Origin of the sequence: Aeromicrobium endophyticum (genome assembly GCF_003586285.1) — a bacterium.
Taxonomy (GTDB): Bacteria; Actinomycetota; Actinomycetes; order Propionibacteriales; family Nocardioidaceae; genus Aeromicrobium; species Aeromicrobium endophyticum.
On record NZ_QUBR01000001.1, the window covers coordinates 1,424,246 to 1,444,628 of the forward strand.

21 protein-coding genes are annotated in these 20,383 nt (G+C 71.2%); 10 read left to right on the forward strand and 11 right to left on the reverse strand.

Annotated elements, in window-relative coordinates:
• Positions 1–137: 137 nt before the first annotated feature.
• The 3 genes from pdhA to DX116_RS06970 are packed head-to-tail and all read left to right on the forward strand — an operon-like array spanning position 138 to position 3,530.
• Positions 138–1,259: a pyruvate dehydrogenase (acetyl-transferring) E1 component subunit alpha gene (gene pdhA / locus DX116_RS06960; protein ID WP_119703409.1), complete on the forward strand. Its 1,122-nt coding sequence runs from the start codon at positions 138–140 to the stop codon at positions 1,257–1,259.
• A complete protein-coding gene (locus tag DX116_RS06965; protein ID WP_119703410.1) occupies positions 1,256–2,230 on the forward strand; it encodes an alpha-ketoacid dehydrogenase subunit beta in 975 nt (324 codons plus the stop codon). The genes pdhA and DX116_RS06965 overlap by 4 nt, the downstream gene beginning before the upstream one ends.
• A gap of 13 nt (positions 2,231–2,243) precedes the next feature.
• Positions 2,244–3,530: a dihydrolipoamide acetyltransferase family protein gene (locus DX116_RS06970; RefSeq protein ID WP_119703411.1), complete on the forward strand. Its 1,287-nt coding sequence runs from the start codon at positions 2,244–2,246 to the stop codon at positions 3,528–3,530.
• A 36-nt stretch (positions 3,531–3,566) separates the two neighbouring features.
• Here the strand turns inward: DX116_RS06970 and DX116_RS06975 are convergent, their stop codons facing one another.
• Positions 3,567–4,166: a DUF1684 domain-containing protein gene (locus DX116_RS06975; protein WP_119704170.1), complete on the reverse strand. Its 600-nt coding sequence runs from the start codon at positions 4,164–4,166 to the stop codon at positions 3,567–3,569.
• Positions 4,167–4,226: 60 nt separating this feature from the next.
• On the opposite strand from DX116_RS06975, the gene DX116_RS06980 reads away from it, so the two are divergent.
• Positions 4,227–5,522: an MFS transporter gene (locus DX116_RS06980; RefSeq protein WP_233556592.1), complete on the forward strand. Its 1,296-nt coding sequence runs from the start codon at positions 4,227–4,229 to the stop codon at positions 5,520–5,522.
• A 12-nt stretch (positions 5,523–5,534) separates the two neighbouring features.
• On the opposite strand, the gene DX116_RS06985 is transcribed toward DX116_RS06980, so the two are convergent.
• A complete protein-coding gene (locus DX116_RS06985; RefSeq protein ID WP_119703412.1) occupies positions 5,535–6,467 on the reverse strand; it encodes an oxidoreductase in 933 nt (310 codons plus the stop codon).
• A gap of 25 nt (positions 6,468–6,492) precedes the next feature.
• Positions 6,493–7,035 carry a hypothetical protein gene (locus tag DX116_RS06990; protein ID WP_119703413.1) on the reverse strand — a complete coding sequence of 181 codons (543 nt, stop codon included), beginning with the start codon at positions 7,033–7,035 and terminating at the stop codon, positions 6,493–6,495.
• A 99-nt stretch (positions 7,036–7,134) separates the two neighbouring features.
• Between DX116_RS06990 and DX116_RS06995 the strand changes: the two genes are divergently transcribed.
• Positions 7,135–7,548 (forward strand): DoxX family protein, encoded by a 414-nt coding sequence (locus tag DX116_RS06995; RefSeq protein WP_119703414.1) that lies wholly within the window; start codon positions 7,135–7,137, stop codon positions 7,546–7,548.
• A gap of 60 nt (positions 7,549–7,608) precedes the next feature.
• On the opposite strand, the gene DX116_RS19875 is transcribed toward DX116_RS06995, so the two are convergent.
• A complete protein-coding gene (locus DX116_RS19875) occupies positions 7,609–7,758 on the reverse strand; it encodes a hypothetical protein (RefSeq protein WP_158591921.1) in 150 nt (49 codons plus the stop codon).
• 68 nt (positions 7,759–7,826) lie between these two features.
• Between DX116_RS19875 and DX116_RS07000 the strand changes: the two genes are divergently transcribed.
• Both DX116_RS07000 and DX116_RS07005 read left to right on the forward strand, forming a co-directional pair.
• On the forward strand, positions 7,827–8,327 hold the full coding sequence (locus tag DX116_RS07000; protein ID WP_119703415.1) for a pyridoxamine 5'-phosphate oxidase family protein: 501 nt from the start codon (positions 7,827–7,829) through the stop codon (positions 8,325–8,327).
• Between the two features lie 8 nt (positions 8,328–8,335).
• A complete protein-coding gene (locus DX116_RS07005) occupies positions 8,336–8,803 on the forward strand; it encodes a DUF4385 domain-containing protein (protein WP_119703416.1) in 468 nt (155 codons plus the stop codon).
• A gap of 144 nt (positions 8,804–8,947) precedes the next feature.
• Here the strand turns inward: DX116_RS07005 and DX116_RS07010 are convergent, their stop codons facing one another.
• The 7 genes from DX116_RS07010 to eccCa all read right to left on the reverse strand — a co-directional run bounded on the left by DX116_RS07010 (position 8,948) and on the right by eccCa (position 17,348).
• Positions 8,948–10,810, reverse strand: coding sequence for an acyl-CoA dehydrogenase (locus DX116_RS07010; protein WP_119703417.1), 1,863 nt, complete (start codon positions 10,808–10,810; stop codon positions 8,948–8,950).
• A 119-nt stretch (positions 10,811–10,929) separates the two neighbouring features.
• Entirely contained in the window at positions 10,930–11,520 is a 591-nt protein-coding gene (locus tag DX116_RS07015; protein ID WP_233556593.1) for an HAD family hydrolase, read from the reverse strand.
• Between the two features lie 39 nt (positions 11,521–11,559).
• On the reverse strand, positions 11,560–12,180 hold the full coding sequence (locus tag DX116_RS07020) for a hypothetical protein (RefSeq protein ID WP_147393608.1): 621 nt from the start codon (positions 12,178–12,180) through the stop codon (positions 11,560–11,562).
• Positions 12,177–12,542: a hypothetical protein gene (locus tag DX116_RS07025; protein WP_119703419.1), complete on the reverse strand. Its 366-nt coding sequence runs from the start codon at positions 12,540–12,542 to the stop codon at positions 12,177–12,179. The genes DX116_RS07020 and DX116_RS07025 overlap by 4 nt, the downstream gene beginning before the upstream one ends.
• A 10-nt stretch (positions 12,543–12,552) precedes the next feature.
• Positions 12,553–12,858: a hypothetical protein gene (locus DX116_RS07030; protein ID WP_119703420.1), complete on the reverse strand. Its 306-nt coding sequence runs from the start codon at positions 12,856–12,858 to the stop codon at positions 12,553–12,555.
• Positions 12,859–12,889: 31 nt separating this feature from the next.
• Entirely contained in the window at positions 12,890–13,249 is a 360-nt protein-coding gene (locus DX116_RS07035; RefSeq protein WP_119703421.1) for a hypothetical protein, read from the reverse strand.
• 148 nt (positions 13,250–13,397) lie between these two features.
• Positions 13,398–17,348 carry a type VII secretion protein EccCa gene (eccCa, locus tag DX116_RS07040; protein ID WP_158591922.1) on the reverse strand — a complete coding sequence of 1,317 codons (3,951 nt, stop codon included), beginning with the start codon at positions 17,346–17,348 and terminating at the stop codon, positions 13,398–13,400.
• A 119-nt stretch (positions 17,349–17,467) separates the two neighbouring features.
• Between eccCa and eccD the strand changes: the two genes are divergently transcribed.
• From eccD to DX116_RS20080, 3 genes are read left to right on the forward strand one after another with little or no spacing between them, the layout of a single operon-like run.
• Positions 17,468–18,823: a type VII secretion integral membrane protein EccD gene (gene eccD, locus DX116_RS07045; protein ID WP_119703423.1), complete on the forward strand. Its 1,356-nt coding sequence runs from the start codon at positions 17,468–17,470 to the stop codon at positions 18,821–18,823.
• Complete coding sequence (locus tag DX116_RS07050) at positions 18,823–19,965, forward strand: hypothetical protein (protein WP_119703424.1); 1,143 nt, start codon at positions 18,823–18,825, stop codon at positions 19,963–19,965. The genes eccD and DX116_RS07050 overlap by 1 nt, the downstream gene beginning before the upstream one ends.
• On the forward strand, positions 19,962–20,375 hold the full coding sequence (locus DX116_RS20080; RefSeq protein WP_199715948.1) for a hypothetical protein: 414 nt from the start codon (positions 19,962–19,964) through the stop codon (positions 20,373–20,375). The genes DX116_RS07050 and DX116_RS20080 overlap by 4 nt, the downstream gene beginning before the upstream one ends.
• Positions 20,376–20,383 lie beyond the last annotated feature (8 nt).

Sequence of the window (20,383 nt, forward strand, 5' to 3'; positions counted from 1 at the left end):
GAGGGCTACGGTGGTGCCAGGTGTGACGCCGGTCATACCCGCGTGAGCCGTCCGTCAGACCCGACACCCCGGGCCAGGGCGTCCCACCGCTTCGACTCCGGCGCGGAGACCCCGCCGCCGGACGATGGAGGAGACGCATGAGCTCGTCGACCGATCCGATCCCAGAGGTCCCGCTCGTCCAGCTGCTCGCCCCGAGCGGCGAGCGCATGACCGACCCGCAGCACTCCTTCGACGGCGATCGCGCCGAGATCGAGGCGCTCTACCGAGACCTGGTGATGACGCGACGCGTCGACACCGAGGCCTACGCGCTGCAGCGTCACGGCGAGCTCGGTCTGTGGCCGCCCGCCCTCGGCCAGGAGGCCGCCCAGATCGGCTCGGCCCGGGCCCTGCGCGACCACGACTTCGCCTTCCCGACCTACCGCGACCACGGTGTCGCCTGGTGCCGCGGCGTCGACCCGACGCTGCTGCTCGGCATCTTCCGCGGCGCCGACCTCGGCGGCTGGGACCCGGCCGACCACGGCCTCGCGCTGCCCAACATCATCATCGGCGCCCAGACGCTGCACGCCACGGGCTATGCGATGGCGCTGTCGCTCGAGGGCCTCGTCGGCACCGGCGACCCCGACCGCGACAGCGCCGTGATCGCCTACTTCGGCGACGGCGCGACCAGCCAGGGCGACGTCAGCGAGGCGCTCGACTGGGCCGCCGTGCACCAGTCGCCCGTCGTCTTCTTCTGCGAGAACAACCACTACGCGATCTCGGTGCCGGTCGCGAGCCAGACCCGGGTGCCGATCGTCCAGCGGGCGGCGGGCTTCGGGCTGCCCGGCGTCCGCGTCGACGGCAACGACGTGCTGGCCTGCCTCGCGGTCACCCGCCGCGCGCTGCAGCGCGCCCGCGACGGCGAGGGCCCGACGCTGATCGAGGCGGTGACCTACCGCATGGGCGCCCACACGACGTCCGACGACCCGAGCCGCTACCGCGACGCCGCCGAGGTCGACGGCTGGAAGGCCAAGGACCCGCTCGACCGGGTGCGTCGTCTGCTCGTGGCCGAGGGGACGACCGACCAGTTCTTCGCCGACCTCGAGGACGAGGCCGACGCGCTCGGCCTGCGTCTACGCACGGCCTGCCAGCAGATCCCCGAGCCCGATCTCGCCGAGCTGTTCGACCACGTCTTCGTCGAGAGCACGGTCGAGAACCGGCAGCAGCAGGCCGAGCACGTCGCCTGGCGCGACTCGATCGAGGGGAGCGTGGTCGCGTCATGACACGGATGACGATGGTCAAGGCGCTCAACACGGGCCTACGTGCCGCGCTCGAGAACGATCCCAAGGTCGTCCTGATGGGCGAGGACATCGGTCCCCTCGGAGGGGTCTTCAGGGTCACCGAGGGCCTGCAGAAGGACTTCGGCGAGGGACGCGTCATGGACACCCCGCTCGCGGAGTCGGCGATCGTCGGCACGGCCGTCGGCATGACGTTCCGCGGGTTCCGTCCCGTCATCGAGATCCAGTTCGACGGATTCGTCTACCCGGCCTACGACCAGATCGTCAGCCAGGTGGCCAAGCTGCACTTCCGCAGCCGGGGACGCGTACGGATGCCGATCGTGATCCGCATCCCCTACGGCGGGGGCATCGGCGCGGTCGAGCACCACTCGGAGAGCCCCGAGGGCCAGTTCGCGCTGACGGCGGGCCTCAAGGTCGTCACCTGCTCCAACCCCGACGACGCCCACTGGATGATCCAGCAGGCGATCGCCTCCGACGACCCGATCGTCTTCATGGAGCCCAAGCGGCGCTACTGGGAGTCCGGCGAGGTCGACACCGACTCGGAGCCCGCGCCGCTGTGGTCGTCGCGGGTCGTGCGTCCTGGCAGCGACGCCACGCTCATCACGTACGGACCGATGGTCAGGACGTGCCTCGACTCGGCGCGTGCCGCCGAGGCCGACGGGCTCGATCTCGAGGTCATCGACCTGCGGACGCTGTCGCCGCTCGACCTCGGCCCCGTGGTCGAGTCGGTGCGGCGCACGGGTCATGCCGTCGTCGTCCACGAGGCGGCTCGCACGCTGGGCCTGGGCGCCGAGATCGCCGCCCGCGTCGGCGACGAGTGCTTCTACGCGCTCGAGTCGCCCGTGCAGCGGGTCACCGGCTACGACATGCCGTACCCGCCGAGCCGTGTCGAGCACGACTTCCTTCCCGGGCTCGACCGCATCCTCGATGCCGTCGACCGTGCCCGCGCGTACTGAGAGGCGCCCCACCATGAACGAGTTCGCACTGCCCGACGTGGGCGAGGGCCTGACCGAGGCCGAGATCATCGGCTGGCGCGTCGCGGTCGGCGACACCGTCGAGGTCAACGACGTCATCGTCGAGATCGAGACCGCCAAGTCGCTGGTCGAGCTGCCCAGCCCGTACGCCGGGGTCGTCCGGACGCTGCACGCGGCGGAGGGCGACACGGTCGAGGTCGGCCGTCCGATCATCACGATCGGGGACGGTGCGCCGGCGTCCGGCGGCGCCGCCGAGGCGCCTCGGCCAGAGTCCCAGCCCCACCCCGAGACCGAGCGGCAGCCGATGCTCGTCGGCTACGGCCCCGGTGCCGAGCAGCTCGTGCGCCGGCGCCGGATGGCCCCGCCGAGCGTCGCGTCGGTCGACCTCGAGAAGGTCAAGCCGACGAGGCGCCCGTTGGCCAAGCCTCCCGTGCGCAAGCTCGCCAAGGACCTCGGCGTCGACCTGTCCGAGGTCGTCGCCACGGGCGAGGTCGTCACCCGAGCCGATGTCGAGGCGCACGCCGCCGCTCGCCAGCCGGCGGAACCGACACCGGCACTGGCACCGAGCCCGACGACACCGGACGACGAGACCCGCATCCCGATCAAGGGTGTGCGCAAGTGGACCGCCGAGGCCATGGTGCGGTCGGCGTTCACGGCGCCGCACGTCACGGAGTGGGTCACGGTCGACGTCTCACGCACGATGGAGCTGGTCGCGAGGCTCAAGGGCGACCGGGCCTTCGCCGACGTGCGCGTCTCGCCCACGCTGATCGCGGCCAAGGCCATCTGCCTGGCCATGCGCCGCACGCCCGAGCTCAACGCGAGGTGGGACGACGAGGCGCAGGAGATCGTCGTGAAGCGGTCGGTCAACCTCGGCATCGCGGCAGCCACCGAGCGAGGCCTGGTCGTGCCCAACGTCGTGGGTGCCGACCGGCTGTCGCTCGTCGACCTCGCGGCGGCGATCGGCGAGCTGACCGCCACGGCTCGCGAGGGACGCACGCAGCCGGCGCAGATGTCGGGTGGCACGTTCACGCTGACCAACATCGGGGTCTTCGGCATCGACGCCGGCACGCCGATCCTCAACCCCGGCGAGTCGGGCATCCTCGCGCTCGGCTCGATCGAGCGCAGGCCGTGGGTCGACGATCACGACCAGGTCGTGCCCCGCTGGGTCACCACCCTGGCGCTGAGCTTCGACCACCGCGTCGTCGACGGCGAGCAGGGATCGAGATTCCTGGCCGACGTCGCCGCCGTCCTGCGCGACCCCGCGATGGCCCTGACGTTCTGACCGGCACACCGACGGTGTGCGGTCAGAACGTCAGGATCACAGCCGCTCGCCGGCCTCGACCCTCGCGGTGATGGTGTTGCCGGGCGGGGCGAGGGGGCACTGCCAGCGCGGGTTGTAGCGGCACGACGGGTGGTACGCGAAGTTGAGGTCGAGCGTGATCGACGTGTCGGTGCCGCCGAGCCACGAGCCCTTGGCGGTGTCGAGCAGGTAGCGACCGCCGCCGTACGAGCCGTCGCCCGAGGTGCCGTCGCGCAGCGGCACGAAGATGCCTCCGCCGTACTGGTGCAGCCACCAGACGTCGAGGGTCCCGCCGATCGGCAGCTCGACCCGTCCGGCCAGGTGCATCTCGATCGTGCCGTCGCCGCCGGCGTCGACGATCCGCGGCTCGGGCTCGTCGACGTCGAGCAGCTCGGCCTCGAACCGCAGCGCCGGGTCGTACGGCCAGTAGGGCAGGCCGCTGTCACGGAGCGGGTCGTCAGCGGTGAGGGGGCTCTGCGGATGCTCGCGGAAGAGCCCGTCGCGGGCGGCGCGCCACTGGGTCCACGCCGACTCGCGATCGGTCTCGGACCGCACGGCGGCGTACATCTCGGCGACGCGTCGGCGCCAGTCGACGAGGGTCAGTGCGCTGGACGTCATGCGTCCCACCGTGGCACAGGCCGCCTCGTGCCGCCGTGCGGACGGGACTACGATCGATCGGTGAGCCAGTCCGCCGAGGTCCGTCATCGCGGCGCCTACGGCGTGTGGATCGTGGCGCTGCTCGTCTACCTGCTGGCCGTGTTCCACCGTTCGTCGCTGGCGGTCGCCGGGCTCACCGCCGCCGAGCGCTTCGACATCTCGGCCGCTCAGCTGGCCACCTTCACGATGCTGCAGCTGCTGGTCTACGCCGCGATGCAGATCCCGGTCGGCCTGCTCGTCGACCGCTTCGGCCCGCGCCGGGTGCTGCTCACCGGTGCCCTCACCTTGACGCTCGCCCAGGCCGGCTTCGCCTTCGCCGACTCCTACCCGCTGGCCCTGGTGGCTCGGCTGTTCGTCGGCATGGGCGACGCGATGACCTTCATCTGCGTGCTGCGCCTGGTCAACACGTGGTTCGCGCCGCGCCGCATCCCGCTCATCACGCAGCTGACCGGCATGGTCGGCCAGCTCGGTGGCGCTCTCGCGGCCGTGCCGATGACGATCGCGCTGCGCGAGCTGGGCTGGACGCGGTCCTACCTCATCGCCGCGTCGTTCGGCATCGTCCTGAGCCTCGCACTCGTCCTGGTGGTGCGCGACGTGCCGGGTGGGCGCTCGGTGCGAGGGCCGGCGATGTCGGTCACCCGCATCCGCGCCAGCCTGACCGCGTCGTGGCAGCAGCCCGGCACGCGGCTCGGGTTCTGGACACACTTCTCGACGCAGTTCAGCGCGACCACGCTGGCGCTGCTGTGGGGCTACCCGTTCTTCGTCCAGGGCGAGGGGCTGTCCGACCACACCGCCGGTCTGCTGCTCACGCTCATGGTGGGGGTGATGGTGGTCGCCGGCCCCGTGCTCGGCCTGATCATCCCCCGTCATCCGTGGCACCGGTCGTCGATCGTCCTCGGCATCGTCGGCTCGATCGTGACGGTGTGGACGGCGGTGCTCGCCTGGCCGGGCGAGGCGCCCCTGGGGCTGCTGATCGCGCTGGTCGTGGTGGCTGGCATCGGCGGTCCCGCGTCGATGATCGGCTTCGACCTCGGACGCACGTCCAATCCGTCCGACCGCATGGCCAGCGCCACGGGCATCATCAACCAAGGCGGCTTCATCGCCAGCCTGCTGCTGGTGGTGGCGATCGGCCTGATCCTCGACTGGCGCACGCCGGGCGGCGGCAGCGACTACACGCCGACGGCGTTCCGGTGGGCGATGTCGTTCCAGTACGTGCTGTGGGCCCTGGGCATCCTGCAGATCTGGCGCTACCGCGTGCGCACCCGCCGCAAGATCATGGCCGAGAATCCCGAGGAGTACGGCCGCGTGCCCCTGTAGGCCGTGCCGACGTCAGACCGCGAAGGTGACGCCGGCGGCCGTCTCGGAAGCGGCCCACAGGTCGGCGGCGAGCTCGGTGTCGCGCGCCGTCCTGGTCATGCCGACGAGCTTGGGCCGGCCGCGCCAGCCGCCGAGCGAGGCGGGACCGACGTATTCGCCGCCCGAGAGGCTCGGATCGGTCGCGGCCATCAGCAGGGGCCAGGCGCCGTGGGAGGCCGGTTGGGCGATGATCTTGCTGATCTGGTGGATGCCGATGCCCGGCAGCGACGTCCCGCGCACCGACATGCCGGTCTTGGTGAGGTTGGTGGAGGCGTAGCCGGGGTGCGCGGCCACGCTCACGACGGCGCTGCCGGACGCCTTGGCCCGCCGGTCGAGCTCGAGCGCGAACATCAGGTTGGCGAGCTTCGACTCGCCGTACGACTGCCAGCGCTTGTAGGGCCGCGAGCTGCCGGCTGGCGTGAGGGTGTCGAGGTCGATGCTGCCGACCATGGTGTGCGCCATCGACGAGACGGCGACGATGCGTGCCGCGCTCGCGTCGAGCAGCGGCCACAGGTGTGCGGTCCACGCGAAGTGGCCGAGGTGGTTGGTGCCCATCTGCAGCTCGAAGCCGTCGGCGGTCTCGCTCTTGGGTGGGATCATGATGCCGGCGTTGTTGACCAGCACGTCGATGCGGTCGTAGGCCGTCCGCACCTCGGACGCGGCGCGCTCGCAGTCGGCCAGGTCGGCCAGGTCGAGCGACACGACGTCGACGGACGACCCCGGCACCTCCTGGGCGATGCGCGCCAGCGCGGTGTCGGCCTTCGCGCTGTCGCGCGCCGTGACGACGAGGTCGGCGCCCTTGCGGGCCAGGCCGATCGCGGTGTGCAGACCGAGGCCTCCCGTCACGCCGGTGATGACGGCGCGTCGTCCGCTGAGATCGGGGATGTCGTCGCTGCTCCAGGCCATGGCGCTCAGGCTACTGGCGCGAGGCTCATGCCGCCGTTCCAGCGGCCGAGGACCGACGCGCGCGGCGCGCAGCCCTCCGGCACCAGAAGACCCATGCCGCGAGGACGGCCGCCACGGCGACGCCGATGTAGGCGATGCCACGACCGTTGTTGACCGTCGAGCTGTAGCCCGTGACGGTCGCGTAGCCGTAGGCCGCGTTGTCGACCCGCTTGTCGACGGGGGTGCAGACGATGCGCAGGCCGTCGCGGCCCCGCTCGAGCAGGCCGATGAGGTGCCACCTCGTGCCGTCGCCCTGGGCGGTGACGTCGATGCCCTTGTCGGGGATGACGACGCGTCCCCGGTCGTCCTGGCCGTAGCGGCCGCGGCAGCTGATCTCGCGATCGTCCTGCACCAGGTCGGTGTAGATCGCCAGGGTCGCGCCCTGGGCGTCGACCCGCTCGGTCACGGGCGTGACGGTCGCGTCGCGCACGGGGTCGAGCGCGCTGGCGGCGACGGCGGTCGCGGCCATCGCACTGCCGATCGCGAGGAGGAACGCCGCGAGGTACCAGAGCGGGTTCGTGAGTCTCACGCAGCAACTTTCGCACACCGACCCACCGCGTCCGGCGCTTGACGCGGTCACCCATCATCGAGAGGATGATGGTTTAACACTCAATCTTTTGGAGCTCCCATGGAAGCCATCTTCCTCATCAGCCGCATCCTGTTCGTCCTCCTGCTGCTGGGTTCGGCCTTCGGCCACCTCACCCAGGCAGACGCGATGGGCGGCTACGCCTCGTCGAAGGGGCTTCCCAACGGCAAGGTCCTGGCGCGGGTCAGCGGCGTCGCGCTGCTGGTCGGCGGCCTGTCGATCCTGCTCGGCATCTTCGGCGACGCCGGCTCGCTCGGCATCGCCGTGCTGCTGCTGATCATGGCGGTCACGATGCACGCCTTCTGGAAGGAGACCGACGCCCAGGCCAAGCAGATGGAGATGATCTCCTTCAACAAGGACGTCGCCCTCGCCGGCGGCGCCCTGGCCATGTACGTGCTGTTCTACCTGACGGACGGCTACGGCTACTTCACCATCACGGGCGCGCTCTTCAACTGACCTCCCACGACGAAGCCCCCGCAGCCTTGCCGGCTCCGGGGGCTTCGTCGTGCTCGGACGTCAGAGCGAGGTCAGCGGCTCGTCCGTGCCGGTGTCCTCGGGGTTCGCGTCGTTGACGCCCTGCTTGGCGTCGGTCGCGGGCTCGGGCTTCGGCTCGGCGTCGATCTGGGGTCCTTTGGACGTGCCGGGCTCTTCGGGGGTCTGGGTCATGAGACGGATGTACCCGCATCGGCACCGCCCACACGGGTGAAGCGGCCACGGACGGGTACGTCGGAGTCATGACCGACTCCACGCACGACCACGACAACGACACCGCCAAGCTCGTCGAGCTCGCGAAGGACTCACGCTTCGTCATGCTCACGACCACCGACGCCGAGGGCCACCTCGTCAGCCGTCCGATGTCACGCCAGGACGTCGACCTCGACGGCGACCTGTGGTTCATCGCGACCCGCGACTCCCGCAAGGTCGAGCACATCCGCGCCAACCCGACCGTCGGCGTGACGATCACGGGCCAGAGCTCGTGGGTCTCGATCTCGGGAAAGGCCGAGGTCGTCGAGGACCTCGAGAAGCTCAAGGAGTACTGGAGCACCTTCGCGGAGGCCTGGATCCCCGAGGGGCCGGAGGACCCCAACGCGATCCTCATCCATGTCGACGCCGAGACGGCCGAGTACTGGGACAACCCCGGCGGTCGCGTGTCGAGCGTCATCAGCCTGGTGAAGTCGAAGGTCACCGGTCAGCCGTACGACGGCGGCGACCACGCCACCGTCACCGACCTCTGACCCGACCCGTGGCCGAGGACGTCGACCACCGCGCCCACCCGGAGCTCTACCGGGTGGGTCGCGGCGAGCAGGGTGTCTTCCGGGTCGAGCCCTACAAGAGCGAGCTGCTGCCGCTGTGGCGGTTCGCGACGCCCGATGCGGCGCGCGAGAGCAGCGCGGCGATCACCGAGGCGTTCGCCGCCTACCTCGCGGACGGTGACCTGGTCGGTGCCGACATGGCCCGCAAGTACCTCCAGATGGGCTACACGCGGTCGCGCCGGTACGCCCGGCACCGCGGGGGGCGCAAGTACGACGGCCCGGTGCCGGATGACAAGAAGGGGCAGAGCGGGGCGCACGGCCGCGACGAGCTGCCCGCCGATCCGGAGGACCCGGTCAAGGCCGAGTCGGCGCGGATCTTCAAGGCCGCCTGGGACGCCGCGGCGGCGGACGAGACCTACCAGCGCCTGAAGGCCGAGCACCGCGAGAACTTCGGCTGAGGCCAGACCGCCCCTTGAGAACCGGGCCGCCCCTCGAGAACCAGACCGCCGCTTGAGAACCAGGCCGCCCCTTGAGCTCGTCGAAAGGGACCTTTCGACAAGCTCAAGGGGCGGTAGTTCCTCAAAGGGCGGTGGCGGCCTCGATCAGAAGGCGGCCTCGTCGAGCTCCATCAGCGAGCCGTCGATGTTCTCGGCGATCGCGCGCTCTCCGGCCAGCAGCGGCAGGACGTTGCGTGCGAAGAACGACGCCGCGGCGATCTTGCCCTCGTAGAACGCCTTGTCGGCCGCCGACACCTCGCCACCCAGCTTGTTCAGCGAGACCTCGGCGCTGCGCAGCAGCAGCCACGCCAGCGTCAGGTCGCCCAGCACGTACACGAGGCGGGTCGTGTTGAGCCCGACCTTGTAGATGTTCTTGATGTCGCCGTTGGCATCGGCGGGGTTGGCCGACATCAGGTCGGTGAACGTCGCGGCGATAATGGCCTGGGCGTCCTCGAGGCCCTTCGCGAGCAGCTCGCGCTCGATCTTGAGGCGACCGTTGCCGGCCTCGCTCGTGATGAAGGCCTCGATCTCGGACGCGAGGTGACCGAGCGCCTGGCCCTTGTTCTTGACGATCTTGCGGAAGAACAGGTCCTGACCCTGGATCGCGGTCGTGCCTTCGTAGAGGGTGTCGATCTTGGCGTCGCGCACGTACTGCTCGAGCGGGTAGTCCTGCAGGAAGCCCGACCCACCGAACGTCTGCAGCGACTCGGTGCCGAGCAGCGTCCACGAGCGCTCGGAGCCGTAGCCCTTGACGAGGGGGAGCAGCAGGTCGTTGACGGCCTCGGCCAGCGAGGCGTCCTCGCCCGTGGCCTGCTTGAGCATGACCTCGTCCTGCCACGTCGCGGCGTAGATCATGAGCGAGCGCAGGCCCTCGGCGTACGCCTTCTGCGTCATCAGCGAGCGGCGCACGTCGGGGTGGTGGGTGATGGTCACGCGGGGGGCGGTCTTGTCGGACGCCTGCGTGAGGTCGGCGCCCTGCACCCGCTCCTTGGCGTAGTCGAGCGCGTTGAGGTAGCCGGTCGAGAGTGTCGCGATGGCCTTGGCGCCGACCATCATGCGAGCGTTCTCGATGACCCGGAACATCTGGTTGATGCCGTCGTGCACCTCGCCGAGCAGCCAGCCCTTGGCGGGCGCGCCGTCGCCGAAGGTGACCTCGCACGTGGTGGAGACCTTGATGCCCATCTTCTTCTCGACGTTGGTGACGTAGGCGCCGTTGCGCTCGCCCGTCAGCTCACCGGTCTCGTGGTCGAAGTGGATCTTGGGGACGAGGAACAGGCTGAGGCCCTTGGTGCCAGGACCGCCGACGCCCTCGACGCCCACGGGGCGGGCCAGGACGAGGTGCATGATGTTCTCGGCCATGTCGTGCTCGGCCGAGGTGATGAAGCGCTTGACGCCCTCGATGTTCCACGAGCCGTCCTCGTTGGGGAACGCCTTGGTGCGGCCGGCGCCCACGTCGGAGCCGGCATCGGGCTCGGTGAGCACCATCGTGGCGCCCCAGTGGCGGTCGACCATGTACTGCGCGATCTTCTTGTCGCGGTCGGTGCCGTTCTCGAACACGACGCGCGCGAAGCCGGGGCCGGCGGCGTACATCCACACCGGCGCGTTGGCGCCGAGGACGAACTCGGCGCTCGACCAGATGAGCGAGGCGGGGCCGCGCTGGCCACCCATCTCCTCGGGGATCTGGATGCGCCACCACTCGGCATCCATCCAGGCCTGGTAGGACTTGGCGAAGGCGGGGTTCATCGTGACGGTCTTGGCGTCGGCGTCGTAGACGGGCGGGTTGCGGTCGGCGTCGTCGAACGACGCGGCGAGCGGGCCGGTGGCCAGGCGCTCGATCTCGGCGAGGATGTCTCGCGCCGTGTCGGCGTCGATCTCCTCGAAGACCCCGGTGCCGTAGACGCTGCCGCGGTCGAACAGCTCGAAGAGGTTGAACTCGACGTCGCGGAGGTTGCTCTTGTAATGGCTCATGCCAGCATTCCTTCAGGGTCTGCGCTGCAGGAGGCAGCTTGCTACTGGGTAGTAACTTAAGTATCCGCCTCGTTCGCCGCGAAGACAAGCCAGAAGCGCTGCAGGCCCTGTCGCCGTCGTCACATGGTGCTGAGCAGGGCTGGAAGGTCCTCCAAAGTCGTCAGCACCGTGGACGCGCCGGCCGTCCGCAGCTCGTCGGCGCCGCAGGGTCCGGTGGTGATGCCGACGCCGTGCGCCTCGGCCGCGCGGGCGGCCTCCATGTCGTGCGCGTGGTCGCCCACATACACGCTCGCACCCTCGGCGCGCAGCACCTCGCCCTTGCCCTCACGCCACGCGCGGCCGAACACCTCGTCGACCTCGAGGCCGAGACGCTGGAGGTGCAGGACGGCGTTGGGGCCGTGCTTGGCCGTGACCACGATCGTGCGTCCGCGCGAACGGGCCGCCTCGACGGCGTCCAGAGCGCCCGGGAGCGTCTCGACCAGCTCGAGCGCGAGGGACGGGTACAGCTCGCGGTAGCGGTCGGCCCAGTGCTCGACGTCGGCCTCGGGCATCCAGTGGGCCAGCTCCCACTCGACCGGCGGGCCGAGCCGTGACACGACGGCATTGGTGTCGATCGGCGCGCCGCTCTCGACCACGATCTGCTCGTACACCGCCTTGATGCCGGGACGCGAGTCGATCAGGGTCATGTCGAGGTCGAAGCCGGTGATCACCTCTCGAACCCTACGAGGTCGACGACACGCGCCGGGACGTCAGCCCTTCTGGTCGAAGGTCGCCTGGTTGTCCACCGCGCTGCGCGCGATCTTCTCGGCGAGAGCGACACGCTGGTCGTGGGTGGAGCCCGACCACGTGTAGATCGTGACACGGATGACGTGGTCGTCGGTGACGACGTCCAGGCTGCTGCCCGGGTTGTACATCCCCGATGGGTAGTCGCGGGTGTAGCCGTACCAGTCGTCGTCCTCGTAGGTGAGCGGCACGCCCGCCTCGTCGGCCTCACCCTTGAGGCGCGTGCGCCATGTGTCGGCCTCGCCGCCGGTGTCGCCGAGCCGCACCTGGACCACCGGCTCGCGTGCATCGTCGGCCCTGATGCTGCAGTGCGACACGGCGGCCGTGCGGGCGCCGGCCGACACGGCGCCGGGACCCGTCGTGCTGAGCTTGCCGTCGCCGACCACCGCGCTCACCAGGTCGCGATCGACCAGGTGGCACACGGCGCCGCCGTGCTGGGCGTCGGTGGTCCCAGCGTCGTCCTGTCGCCCGCAGCCGCAGAGCATGGCGAGGATCAGGACGGCCGTACCGCTCCTCGCGCCGAACCGTGCCAGCCAGGACGTTGGCTCGACGGCGCGAGCCGCCGTGCCAACATCCTGGCTGTTCACTGGATGCGGTTGATGCGCACGCGCAGTCCGTCAGCCTCGCCGGAGGTCGAGTTGACCTCGGCGGAGATGGCGTGGGCGTGCTCCTCATCGCTGGATCGTGCCGTCGAAGCCACGTTCGAGACGTTGTCGCCGGCCGCCGTCAGCTGGTGGCCGACCGCGTTGCTGTCGTCGATCACGTTGTTGGTGACGAATGCGGTCAGCGCCGACTTGATGCGCGCGTGGCCCACCGTCCCGGAGGCAGAGTCGAGGTCGTGCTTGAGCCCGTTGGCGGCGGACTGCCCGCCGGCCGACCGGCCGGCCACGGTGCGTCCGGCGCCGTGCAGGCCGTCGACCTGGACACCTGTGACGTCTCCTGAGCCCATGCGTCAGACCTCAGTTGATGGTGCGCAGCGACTTGTTGGCCGCGTTGCGGACGTTGGAGATGAACTCGTCGGTGTTCTCGGACGTCTTGCCCGCGAGCTTGTTGACGTTGGTGTCGATCTCCTCGCCGTGGTGACGGGTCGAGGCGCGCTGGGCGGCCTGCAGGTCGGAACCGACGCCGCCTTCCATCTGGTTCTGCAGGTGAGCCTGCTGGCGGTCGGCGCCGTCGCCGGCGTCACGGAAGTTGGACATGGTCGAACGCGTGTCGTCGACGTGCTGCTGGACGGAACCGCGGTCGACACGAAGCTGGTCACTCATGATGTCTCCTTCAGAACGAGTACGGAATGGGTCAGGAACGGTTGATCTTGGACGTCAGGTCCGACGCGGCGGTCTCGACGGTGCGGGACTCGCCGGCCTGGGCGTGGGAGGCGGAGTCCTCGTGGCCGGCGGTGCGGCGAAGGTAGTCGGCGCCACCGGTGGCGTTGTTGGCGTGCATCAGGGCGCCGGCCGACAGCGTGTTGGCCGTGGCCGTCGAGCCGTTGGCCGCCTGGGAGGCCAGCGCGCCCTTGTTCTGGCCCATCAGCGCCTCGGTGTGGCCGTGCTGCTTCTTGGACAAGGCCTGCGCGGCGTCGCCCTCCTGGGCGATTCCCTTGTTCTGCTGGAGAGCGCCTTCGTAGCCCTCGGACAGTGAAACGCGATCGTTGGTCATCGTGTCTACCCCCTGGTGAGAAGTCACATAGCCCGAAAGGACTAGTTGGTCGTAGTCACCCAGACTAGGGCAAACCTGCCAGATGCGACAGATTTCCAGGAGATGGACGCCGTCCGTTCACCCGCGCGGCGGCTCTCGACCCGTGCCCTCAGGCCTCGTCGTCGGGCACCAGCGCGGTCTGGACGAGCGAGGTCGAGCCGTCGCGGGTGACGTACATGGCGCGGCCCTTGGGCAGGCGGCGCGACGGGTGCCCGCCGATGAGGCGCCCCTCGAGACGATCGCCGGAGAACATGAAGCCGGGCGCGCTGAGGTCGATCAGGCGCTGGATCAGCGGCTCGAACACCGCGCGCGACATGCCGCCGGTGCGACGGGCCAGCACGAGGTGGAAACCGAGGTCGCGGCCCTGCGGCAGCAGGTCGACGAAGGCACGCAGTGGATCGCCCTGCGAGGTGGCGACGAGGTCGTAGTCGTCGACGATGACGAAGACCTCGAGCCCGGACCACCACGTGCGGTTGCGCAGCTGCTCGGACGTCACGTCGGGACCGGGCACACGCGCGAGGATGGCCGACGACACCTCGGCGGCCATCGCCGCGGTCTGGTCGAGGCCCGTCGCGTAGGTGAGCAGGTACTCCTCAGGGACCACGTCGAGCAGCGAGCGGCGGTAGTCGACCACGACGATGCCGATCTCCTCGGGGGTGCGCGCCGTGACGAGGTTCTTGATGATCAGCTTGAGCAGGTTGGACTTGCCGGTCTCGCCGTCGCCGTACACCTGCAGGTGCGGGTCGGCGCCGTAGAGGTCGATCTCGGCGGGCCCGAGGTTGAGCTCGGACAGACCGACCAGCACGCCCTTGTCGCCCAGCTGGATCGGCGGCAGGTCGGCGAACGGCACCAGGCGGGGCAGCACCTCGACCCTGGTGACGCTGCGATCGCCCCACTTGGCGGCGATCGCGTCGATCAGCGCCTGCTGGCCCGACTCGGACGACTCGGTGTCGGCGACCTCCAGCACGGGCAGGGCGGCCTGGAACAGGTTGGCCTGCTGGCGCGTGCCGGTGATGCCGCGGCCGTTGATCTCGCGGGGGATCTGCTCCATGACCTTGCGGTCGAACTCCGAGTCGTAGGCGTCGTTGATGCGCAGCTCGAGGCGTCCGCCCATCGAGCCCTGCATGCGCATGCGCACCTGCATGTTCTGCGTGACGGTGATGATCACGTGCACGCCGAAGTTGGTGCCGCGGGCCGCCAGGTCGGCGATCGCGTAGTCGAGGTCGTCGAACTCGTCGCGGAACGTGCCCCAGCCGTCGACGATCAGGAAGATGTCGCCGGGCTCGTCGCCCGGCAGCGAGCCGTCGGCCCGCGCCCGGCGGAAAGCGGCCATCGACTCGAGCCCGTGCTCGCGGAACATCGCCTCGCGGTGGTTGAGCGCCGCGCGGACGTCGTTGACGGTGCGGCTGATGCGCTCGGGATCGACGCGGGACGCGACGGAGGCGACGTGCGGCACGCGCTGCAGGCCGCTGAGCGACCCTCCGCCGTAGTCGATGCAGTAGAACGAGACGTCGCCCGGTCCGTAGGCCATCGCCATCGACAGCACCAGCGTGCGCACGAGGGTCGACTTGCCGGTCTGCGGCGAGCCGGAGATGACGAGGTTGGCGCCGCCTCCGGTGAAGTCCCACGCCAGGGGGAACTGGCTCTGGTGCGTCGGGTCGTCGACCATGCCGAGCACGGCCGTGCACGTGGTGGCGTCGGCGGTGTCGTCGATCGAGACCAGGTCGCCGAGCGGCAGCTCGGACGGCAGCGGGTCGAGCCAGACCGGGCGGACGTCGGCGGCGCCGGCCGCCGCGATCTGGTCGCACAGCACGTCGAGCACGGTCGACGAGGTGGGGCGCTCGGCCGCGACCCGCTCGACCTGCGCCTCGACGGCCGCCTGCTGGGCGAGCCAGGCGCCCAGCCCGTTGAGCGCCACGAAGGGCACGACGGGCACCGTGGTCTTCGGCCCGTCGACCGGCGGGACGTAGGTCGACGACACGAGGGCGGCCTTGAACCGGTCGAACACCGTGGTGTCGACCTTGAGGTAGCCCGAACCGGGCTCGGGCGGCAGGTGGAACGCGTCGGGGACGCCGATCGCGTCGCGGCTCTCGCCCTCCGAGAACGTGCGCAGGCTGATGCGGTACGACAGGTGCGACTCGAGGCCGCGGATCTTGCCCATCTCGAGCTTCTGCGTGGCCAGCAGCAGGTGGACGCCGATGGATCGGCCGATGCGCCCGATCGCGACGAACAGCTCGGCGAAGTCGGGCTTGGCGGTCAGCAGCTCGGAGAACTCGTCGACGATGACCAGCAGGTGCGGCAGCGGCTCGAGCGGCTCGCCGGCGTCGATGCGGTCCTGGTAGGCCGTGACGTTGGGGAGGTTGCCGGCCTCCTTGAGGATCTCCTGGCGACGCTGCATCTCGCCGAACAGCGCGTCGCGCATGCGGTCGACGAGCGTCAGGTCGTCCTGCAGGTTGGTGATCATGCCGGCGATGTGCGGGATGTGCTCCATCGAGGCGAACGTCGCGCCGCCCTTGAAGTCGACGAGCATGAGGGCCAGTCGGTCGGGGCCGTGGCCGATGACCAGCGAGCTGACGAGCGTGCGGAGCATCTCGGACTTGCCGGAGCCGGTGGCGCCGACCACCAGCCCGTGGGGCCCCATGCCGCCGTGCGCCGACTCCTTGAGGTCGAGCCACACGGTCTGCCCGTTGGCGCCGACCCCGATCGGCACCCGCAGGAGGTCGCGCAGCGCCCGCGGCCGCCACGTGCGTCCGAGGTCGAGCTTGGCGGGGTCGCGGACGCCGAGGATCTCGGGCAGGCCGACGGTGTCGGTCAGGCCGTCGGAGTCGAGCGCGTCCTCGACGGTGAGCCGCAGCGCCGACAGCACGCGGGCGATGGTCGCGGCCAGGCCGGGGGCCGACAGGTCCATCGTGAACGGGGCAGGACGCGAGGCGAGCGTGACGGAGCCGTCGTCGGCGATCTCGATGCGCTCCTCGACCGACTCGGGCTCGAGCCGCGGCGAGTCGAGCAGCGAGATGACGTGCACGCCGAGCGCCGCCAGCGACACCTGCGGGTCGGGCGAGGTGAGGTGCTGCCCGTGCTGCAGGCCCTCGCCGTCGACGATCACGACGAGGTGCGGGCCGCCCACGGAGCCGCCGCGGGCCCGCTGCAGGCGGTCGAGCCGTGACTCGAGCTCGGGCTGGAGCAGCTCGGCCATCGCCGGGACGTCGGCCTCGACACGGCGCGCCTGCAGGTCGCCGTCGAGGGCGTTGGACTGCGTGTGCGGCAGCCACTTGACCCAGTCCCAGTCGGCGGCGGTGTCGTCCGAGCGCACCAGGGCGATCTGCAGGTCGTTGGGGGAGTGCAGGGCGGCCAGCTGCAGGGCGATCGTGGTGGCCATCGAGCGGCGCAGCGGCGCCCGGCCGACGATGCTGGTCTGACCGACCGGGGCGAGGCCGACGGTGATGGGCTGGTCGCGCAGCAGGGCGTACCGCTCGATGAGCTCCTGCGCCGCCTGCAGGCAGACGGGGTCGAAGTCGTTGAGGGGCCCGGTGTCGGCGTCGAGCGTCAGCCCCGACGACAGCGGCACCTCGCCGGTGCCGAGCCGGACGGACAGGAAGTCGGCGTGCGACGGACGACGCTCCCACCGGCGGGTGCTGTCGCGGCAGATGTCGAGCAGCTCGTCGGTGCGGGGGTGGCGCCACGACTGCTCGGCGCGCTGGCCGGCGATCTGGTCGCGGACGGTGTGGCGCAGCGCCTCGATGTAGTCGAGGTAGCGCTCGCGTCCCTCGCGCACCTGGCGCTTGCTGCCGCTGCGCTGGCTGATCATCATGACGACGCCGATCGCGATCGACCCGATGAGGGCCAGCATCGCCGCGACCGCGACGATCGGCCGGTCGCGCTGCGTGATCGCGACCGTCACCGACCCGGTGCCGCTCATGATCGGCATCATCATCATGCTGGCGCCTGCCATGGCCGGCGCGGCCTGGCCGCGCATCGGCGGGGCCTCGATCGACAGCGGGCTCGTCTCGGCGCTGGGCGGCTCGATGCGTGCCGGTCGCTTCACCAGTGTGGTGGTCATGAGTCCCCAGATCCGATCAGTGCGGTCGTCGTGCGTGTGAGGTCGGTGCGCCAACGATATGCTCGCAACCGCCGAGGGCCCCCGCAAGGTGGCCGCCATGGTCGCTGAGGGGGGTGGGCATGCAAACCGCATACAGCCGTGTCACGGTCGTGACGGCCGAGCGCACGATCGATCTCGCCCTGCCCAGCGCGCTCCCGCTGTCCGACGTCCTGCCGCAGGTCATGCGCTACGCGGCGCCCGACACGGCCCCCGGGTCGCCCACCAGCTGGACGCTCGCCCCGCTCGGCGGCGCCACGCTCGCGCTGTCGCAGACGCTGAGCGACGCCGGCGTGCTCGACGGCGACGTGCTCGAGCTGCGGGCGCAGCAGGACGACGTGCGGCCTGCGACGGTCGAGGACGTCCGCGACACCGTCGAGGACAGCGTCGACGCCTCGGGCGGCGTGTGGTCGACCCTCACCACGCGCTCGTACACCGTGCTGCTCGGCTCCGTGCTGCTCGCGGTGCTGGGCATCGGCTCGTGGCTCACCACGCGACTCGACGGCTCCGGCGCCCTCGCCGGCGCCGGCGACCCCGCCCCGGCGGGCATCGTCGTGGCCGCGCTGCTGTTCGCCACCTGGTGGGCCGCGACGCTGGCGCGGGTGCTCGACGCGCAGGTCGCCGCCGCCACCGCCATGGTGTGGGCGGCCGTGCTCGGATCGGCGATCGGCGACCGGGCCGAGGTCGACACGTGGGAGGTGCTGGCGTTCGCCGTCGTCGCGGTCGCCGTCACGGCGGGCGTCGCGCGTCTGCTCACCCCCGCCGCCACGGCCCACCTCGCCGCGGCCGCCGTCCTGCTGGTGGTCGGCCTGGCGCACGCCGTGGTCGACGCCACCTCGGCGCCGGTCGAGCAGGCCACGCGCATCCTGCCGGTGCTGGCCCTGCTGACGGTCGGCACGATCCCGCTCATCTCGTTGTCGGTCGGCGGCGTCGCGAGTGCCGACTACCGCGTCCGCCACGTCGGACGCCTCGACCTCACGGCGCTGCAGGCCCGCTACCGCGCCAGCAACGCGGTGCTGATCGGCTCGCTCGTCGGCATCGCGCTGGTCGTGGTGTGGGGTGGCATCGCCCTCGACCTGCGCGACGACCCGTGGGACCGGACGCTCGCGGTCAGCCTCGCGGTCGCCGCGACGCTGCGGTCGCGCCTGTTCTCGCGCACCCCGCACATGCTGCCGCTGCGCACCGCCGGGCTGGTCGTCGTGGCCTTCGTGGCCAGCCGGTTCACGATCGAGCACGCCGACGCCGCCCCGTGGCTCGCGGTGGTCGTCGCGGCCGCGATGCTGGCCGCGATCGGGCTGACGTCGGCGCCGATGTCCGACATCACCCGGGCGCGGGTCAAGCGGCTGCTCAACATCCTGGAGTTCCTGGTGGTGGTCGACCTGCTCGTGGTGCTGTGCGGCGCGATCGGGATCTACGAGCGGATCGGGGGGATCTTCTGATGGCCGACGACGGCACGGGCGACGGCGACGAGCCGGTCGACCCCACGATCCGCGACCGACGGCAGGCGCAGGGCGCGGCCGGCGACCTGGCGCGCATGGGCATCGACCCGCGCAGCCTCGGCCTGGGCGAGCCGGAGGCCCCGCGCCGTCCCGACCCGGCCCCCGTCGACGACGGCGAGCCGCGTGCGCCCGTCGTCTACCTGCGGCCCCAGGGCGGCGCACCGGGTGCTGCCCAGCCCCCGGCCCCGCCCGCCCCGCCCGAGCAGCCCGAGGTCGTGCGGGCCCCCTCCGAGCTCGAGCGCCAGCTGTCGGGCGCCCGTCCGGCGGCTGCACCGCGCCAGACGTCCCGGCTGCTGAAGACCGTCGCCCGCGGCCTCGTGACACCCGATGCCGCCGTCGCCGTGCAGAGCGAGCGCCAGATCGTCGACGCGGTGCGCCAGCGGCAGACCGATCGGCGCATCGTCACCTTCGTCTCGGGCAAGGGCGGGGTCGGGTGCACGACCGTGGCGGTCGGGGTCGGCACGGCGTTCATGGCCATGCGTGAGGATCACTCCGTCGTCGTCGACGTGCAGCAGGGCACGCCGTCCCTCGCCGCGTCGTTCGGTGCCGACACGGCGAGGTCCGTCGCCTCGCTGGTCGCCGAGAGCGAGGCGACCGCTGCGCCGACGGCCCCCAGCGGGCTGGGGCTGGTCGACGGCTCGGGGTGGGACCAGGCGTTGACGCGCAACGACGTCGTCGGCGTGCTCGACCGCCTGCGCGCCGACCACACCTTCAACCTGCTCGACGTCGGCGACGACGCCGGCGAGGCCGGGCACGCCGCGCTCGCCCGCGCCGACCAGGCCGTCGTGGTGACGGGGCCCGGCGAGATGGGTGTCGCCGCGTTGCGCACCGCGCTCGAGCGCGTCCGCTTCGTCAACCCCGAGGCCGCGGCGGTCGCCGTGCACGTCGTCGTCTGCCCGCACGAGCAGGCCTACAAGGAGGCCCTCAGGCTGACCGGCTCGTCCGCCGGGGTCGTCGTGGTGCCGCCCGACCCGTACCTGCAGGAAGGCCACGCCTACGACCCGGCCCGGGTGGCGTCGACGACGCGCGAGGCGTTCCTGCGCATCGCCGGCGCGGTGGCGCAGCGGAGCGTCCGGCGATGACCGAGCAGCCCCCCGAGGTGCCGCGACCGACGTCGGGAGGTCCGCGCTCGGCGATGCAGAACACGCCGAACGCCGAGCGCTACGTGCTCGAGGCCGATGCGATGCGGCGCAGGCAGCTGCGCTCGGCGCTGCTGCACGGCAGCCGGCGCACTTGGCGCGACCATCCACGCACCTGGCCGGCGGTCGTCGTGGGCATCATCGTGGTCGCCGTCATCATCGCGGGGCTCGCGGTCACCGAGGCGTTCAAGAAGACCTCCGAGAACGAGAAGAAGCAGCAGGAGCAGCAGCAGCGACCGTCCACCACGGCGCCTGCAGTGCCAGGCCAGACCGCCTCGAACCCCGCTCCGGCGTCCCCCGCGCCCACCGGTCCGGCGGCCACGGCGCCCGAGTCGACCGCGACCACGCCGTGACACGTCGT

Excerpts from the sequence above, each read along its gene's own strand:
- DX116_RS07050 (WP_119703424.1), top strand. The coding sequence starts at position 18,823 with ATGGCCGACGACGGCACGGGCGACGGCGACGAGCCGGTCGACCCCACG.
- DX116_RS06965 (WP_119703410.1), top strand. The coding sequence starts at position 1,256 with ATGACACGGATGACGATGGTCAAGGCGCTCAACACGGGCCTACGTGCC.
- DX116_RS20080 (WP_199715948.1), top strand. The coding sequence starts at position 19,962 with ATGACCGAGCAGCCCCCCGAGGTGCCGCGACCGACGTCGGGAGGTCCG.
- DX116_RS19875 (WP_158591921.1), bottom strand. The coding sequence starts at position 7,758 with ATGACCCAGACCCCCGAAGAGCCCGGCACGTCCAAAGGACCCCAGATC.
- DX116_RS07030 (WP_119703420.1), bottom strand. The coding sequence starts at position 12,858 with ATGAGTGACCAGCTTCGTGTCGACCGCGGTTCCGTCCAGCAGCACGTC.
- eccCa (WP_158591922.1), bottom strand. The coding sequence starts at position 17,348 with ATGACCACCACACTGGTGAAGCGACCGGCACGCATCGAGCCGCCCAGC.
- DX116_RS07010 (WP_119703417.1), bottom strand. The coding sequence starts at position 10,810 with ATGAGCCATTACAAGAGCAACCTCCGCGACGTCGAGTTCAACCTCTTC.
- DX116_RS07035 (WP_119703421.1), bottom strand. The coding sequence starts at position 13,249 with ATGACCAACGATCGCGTTTCACTGTCCGAGGGCTACGAAGGCGCTCTC.
- DX116_RS07025 (WP_119703419.1), bottom strand. The coding sequence starts at position 12,542 with ATGGGCTCAGGAGACGTCACAGGTGTCCAGGTCGACGGCCTGCACGGC.
- DX116_RS06995 (WP_119703414.1), top strand. The coding sequence starts at position 7,135 with ATGGAAGCCATCTTCCTCATCAGCCGCATCCTGTTCGTCCTCCTGCTG.
- DX116_RS06975 (WP_119704170.1), bottom strand. The coding sequence starts at position 4,166 with ATGACGTCCAGCGCACTGACCCTCGTCGACTGGCGCCGACGCGTCGCC.
- DX116_RS07000 (WP_119703415.1), top strand. The coding sequence starts at position 7,827 with ATGACCGACTCCACGCACGACCACGACAACGACACCGCCAAGCTCGTC.
- eccD (WP_119703423.1), top strand. The coding sequence starts at position 17,468 with ATGCAAACCGCATACAGCCGTGTCACGGTCGTGACGGCCGAGCGCACG.
- DX116_RS06985 (WP_119703412.1), bottom strand. The coding sequence starts at position 6,467 with ATGGCCTGGAGCAGCGACGACATCCCCGATCTCAGCGGACGACGCGCC.
- DX116_RS06970 (WP_119703411.1), top strand. The coding sequence starts at position 2,244 with ATGAACGAGTTCGCACTGCCCGACGTGGGCGAGGGCCTGACCGAGGCC.
- pdhA (WP_119703409.1), top strand. The coding sequence starts at position 138 with ATGAGCTCGTCGACCGATCCGATCCCAGAGGTCCCGCTCGTCCAGCTG.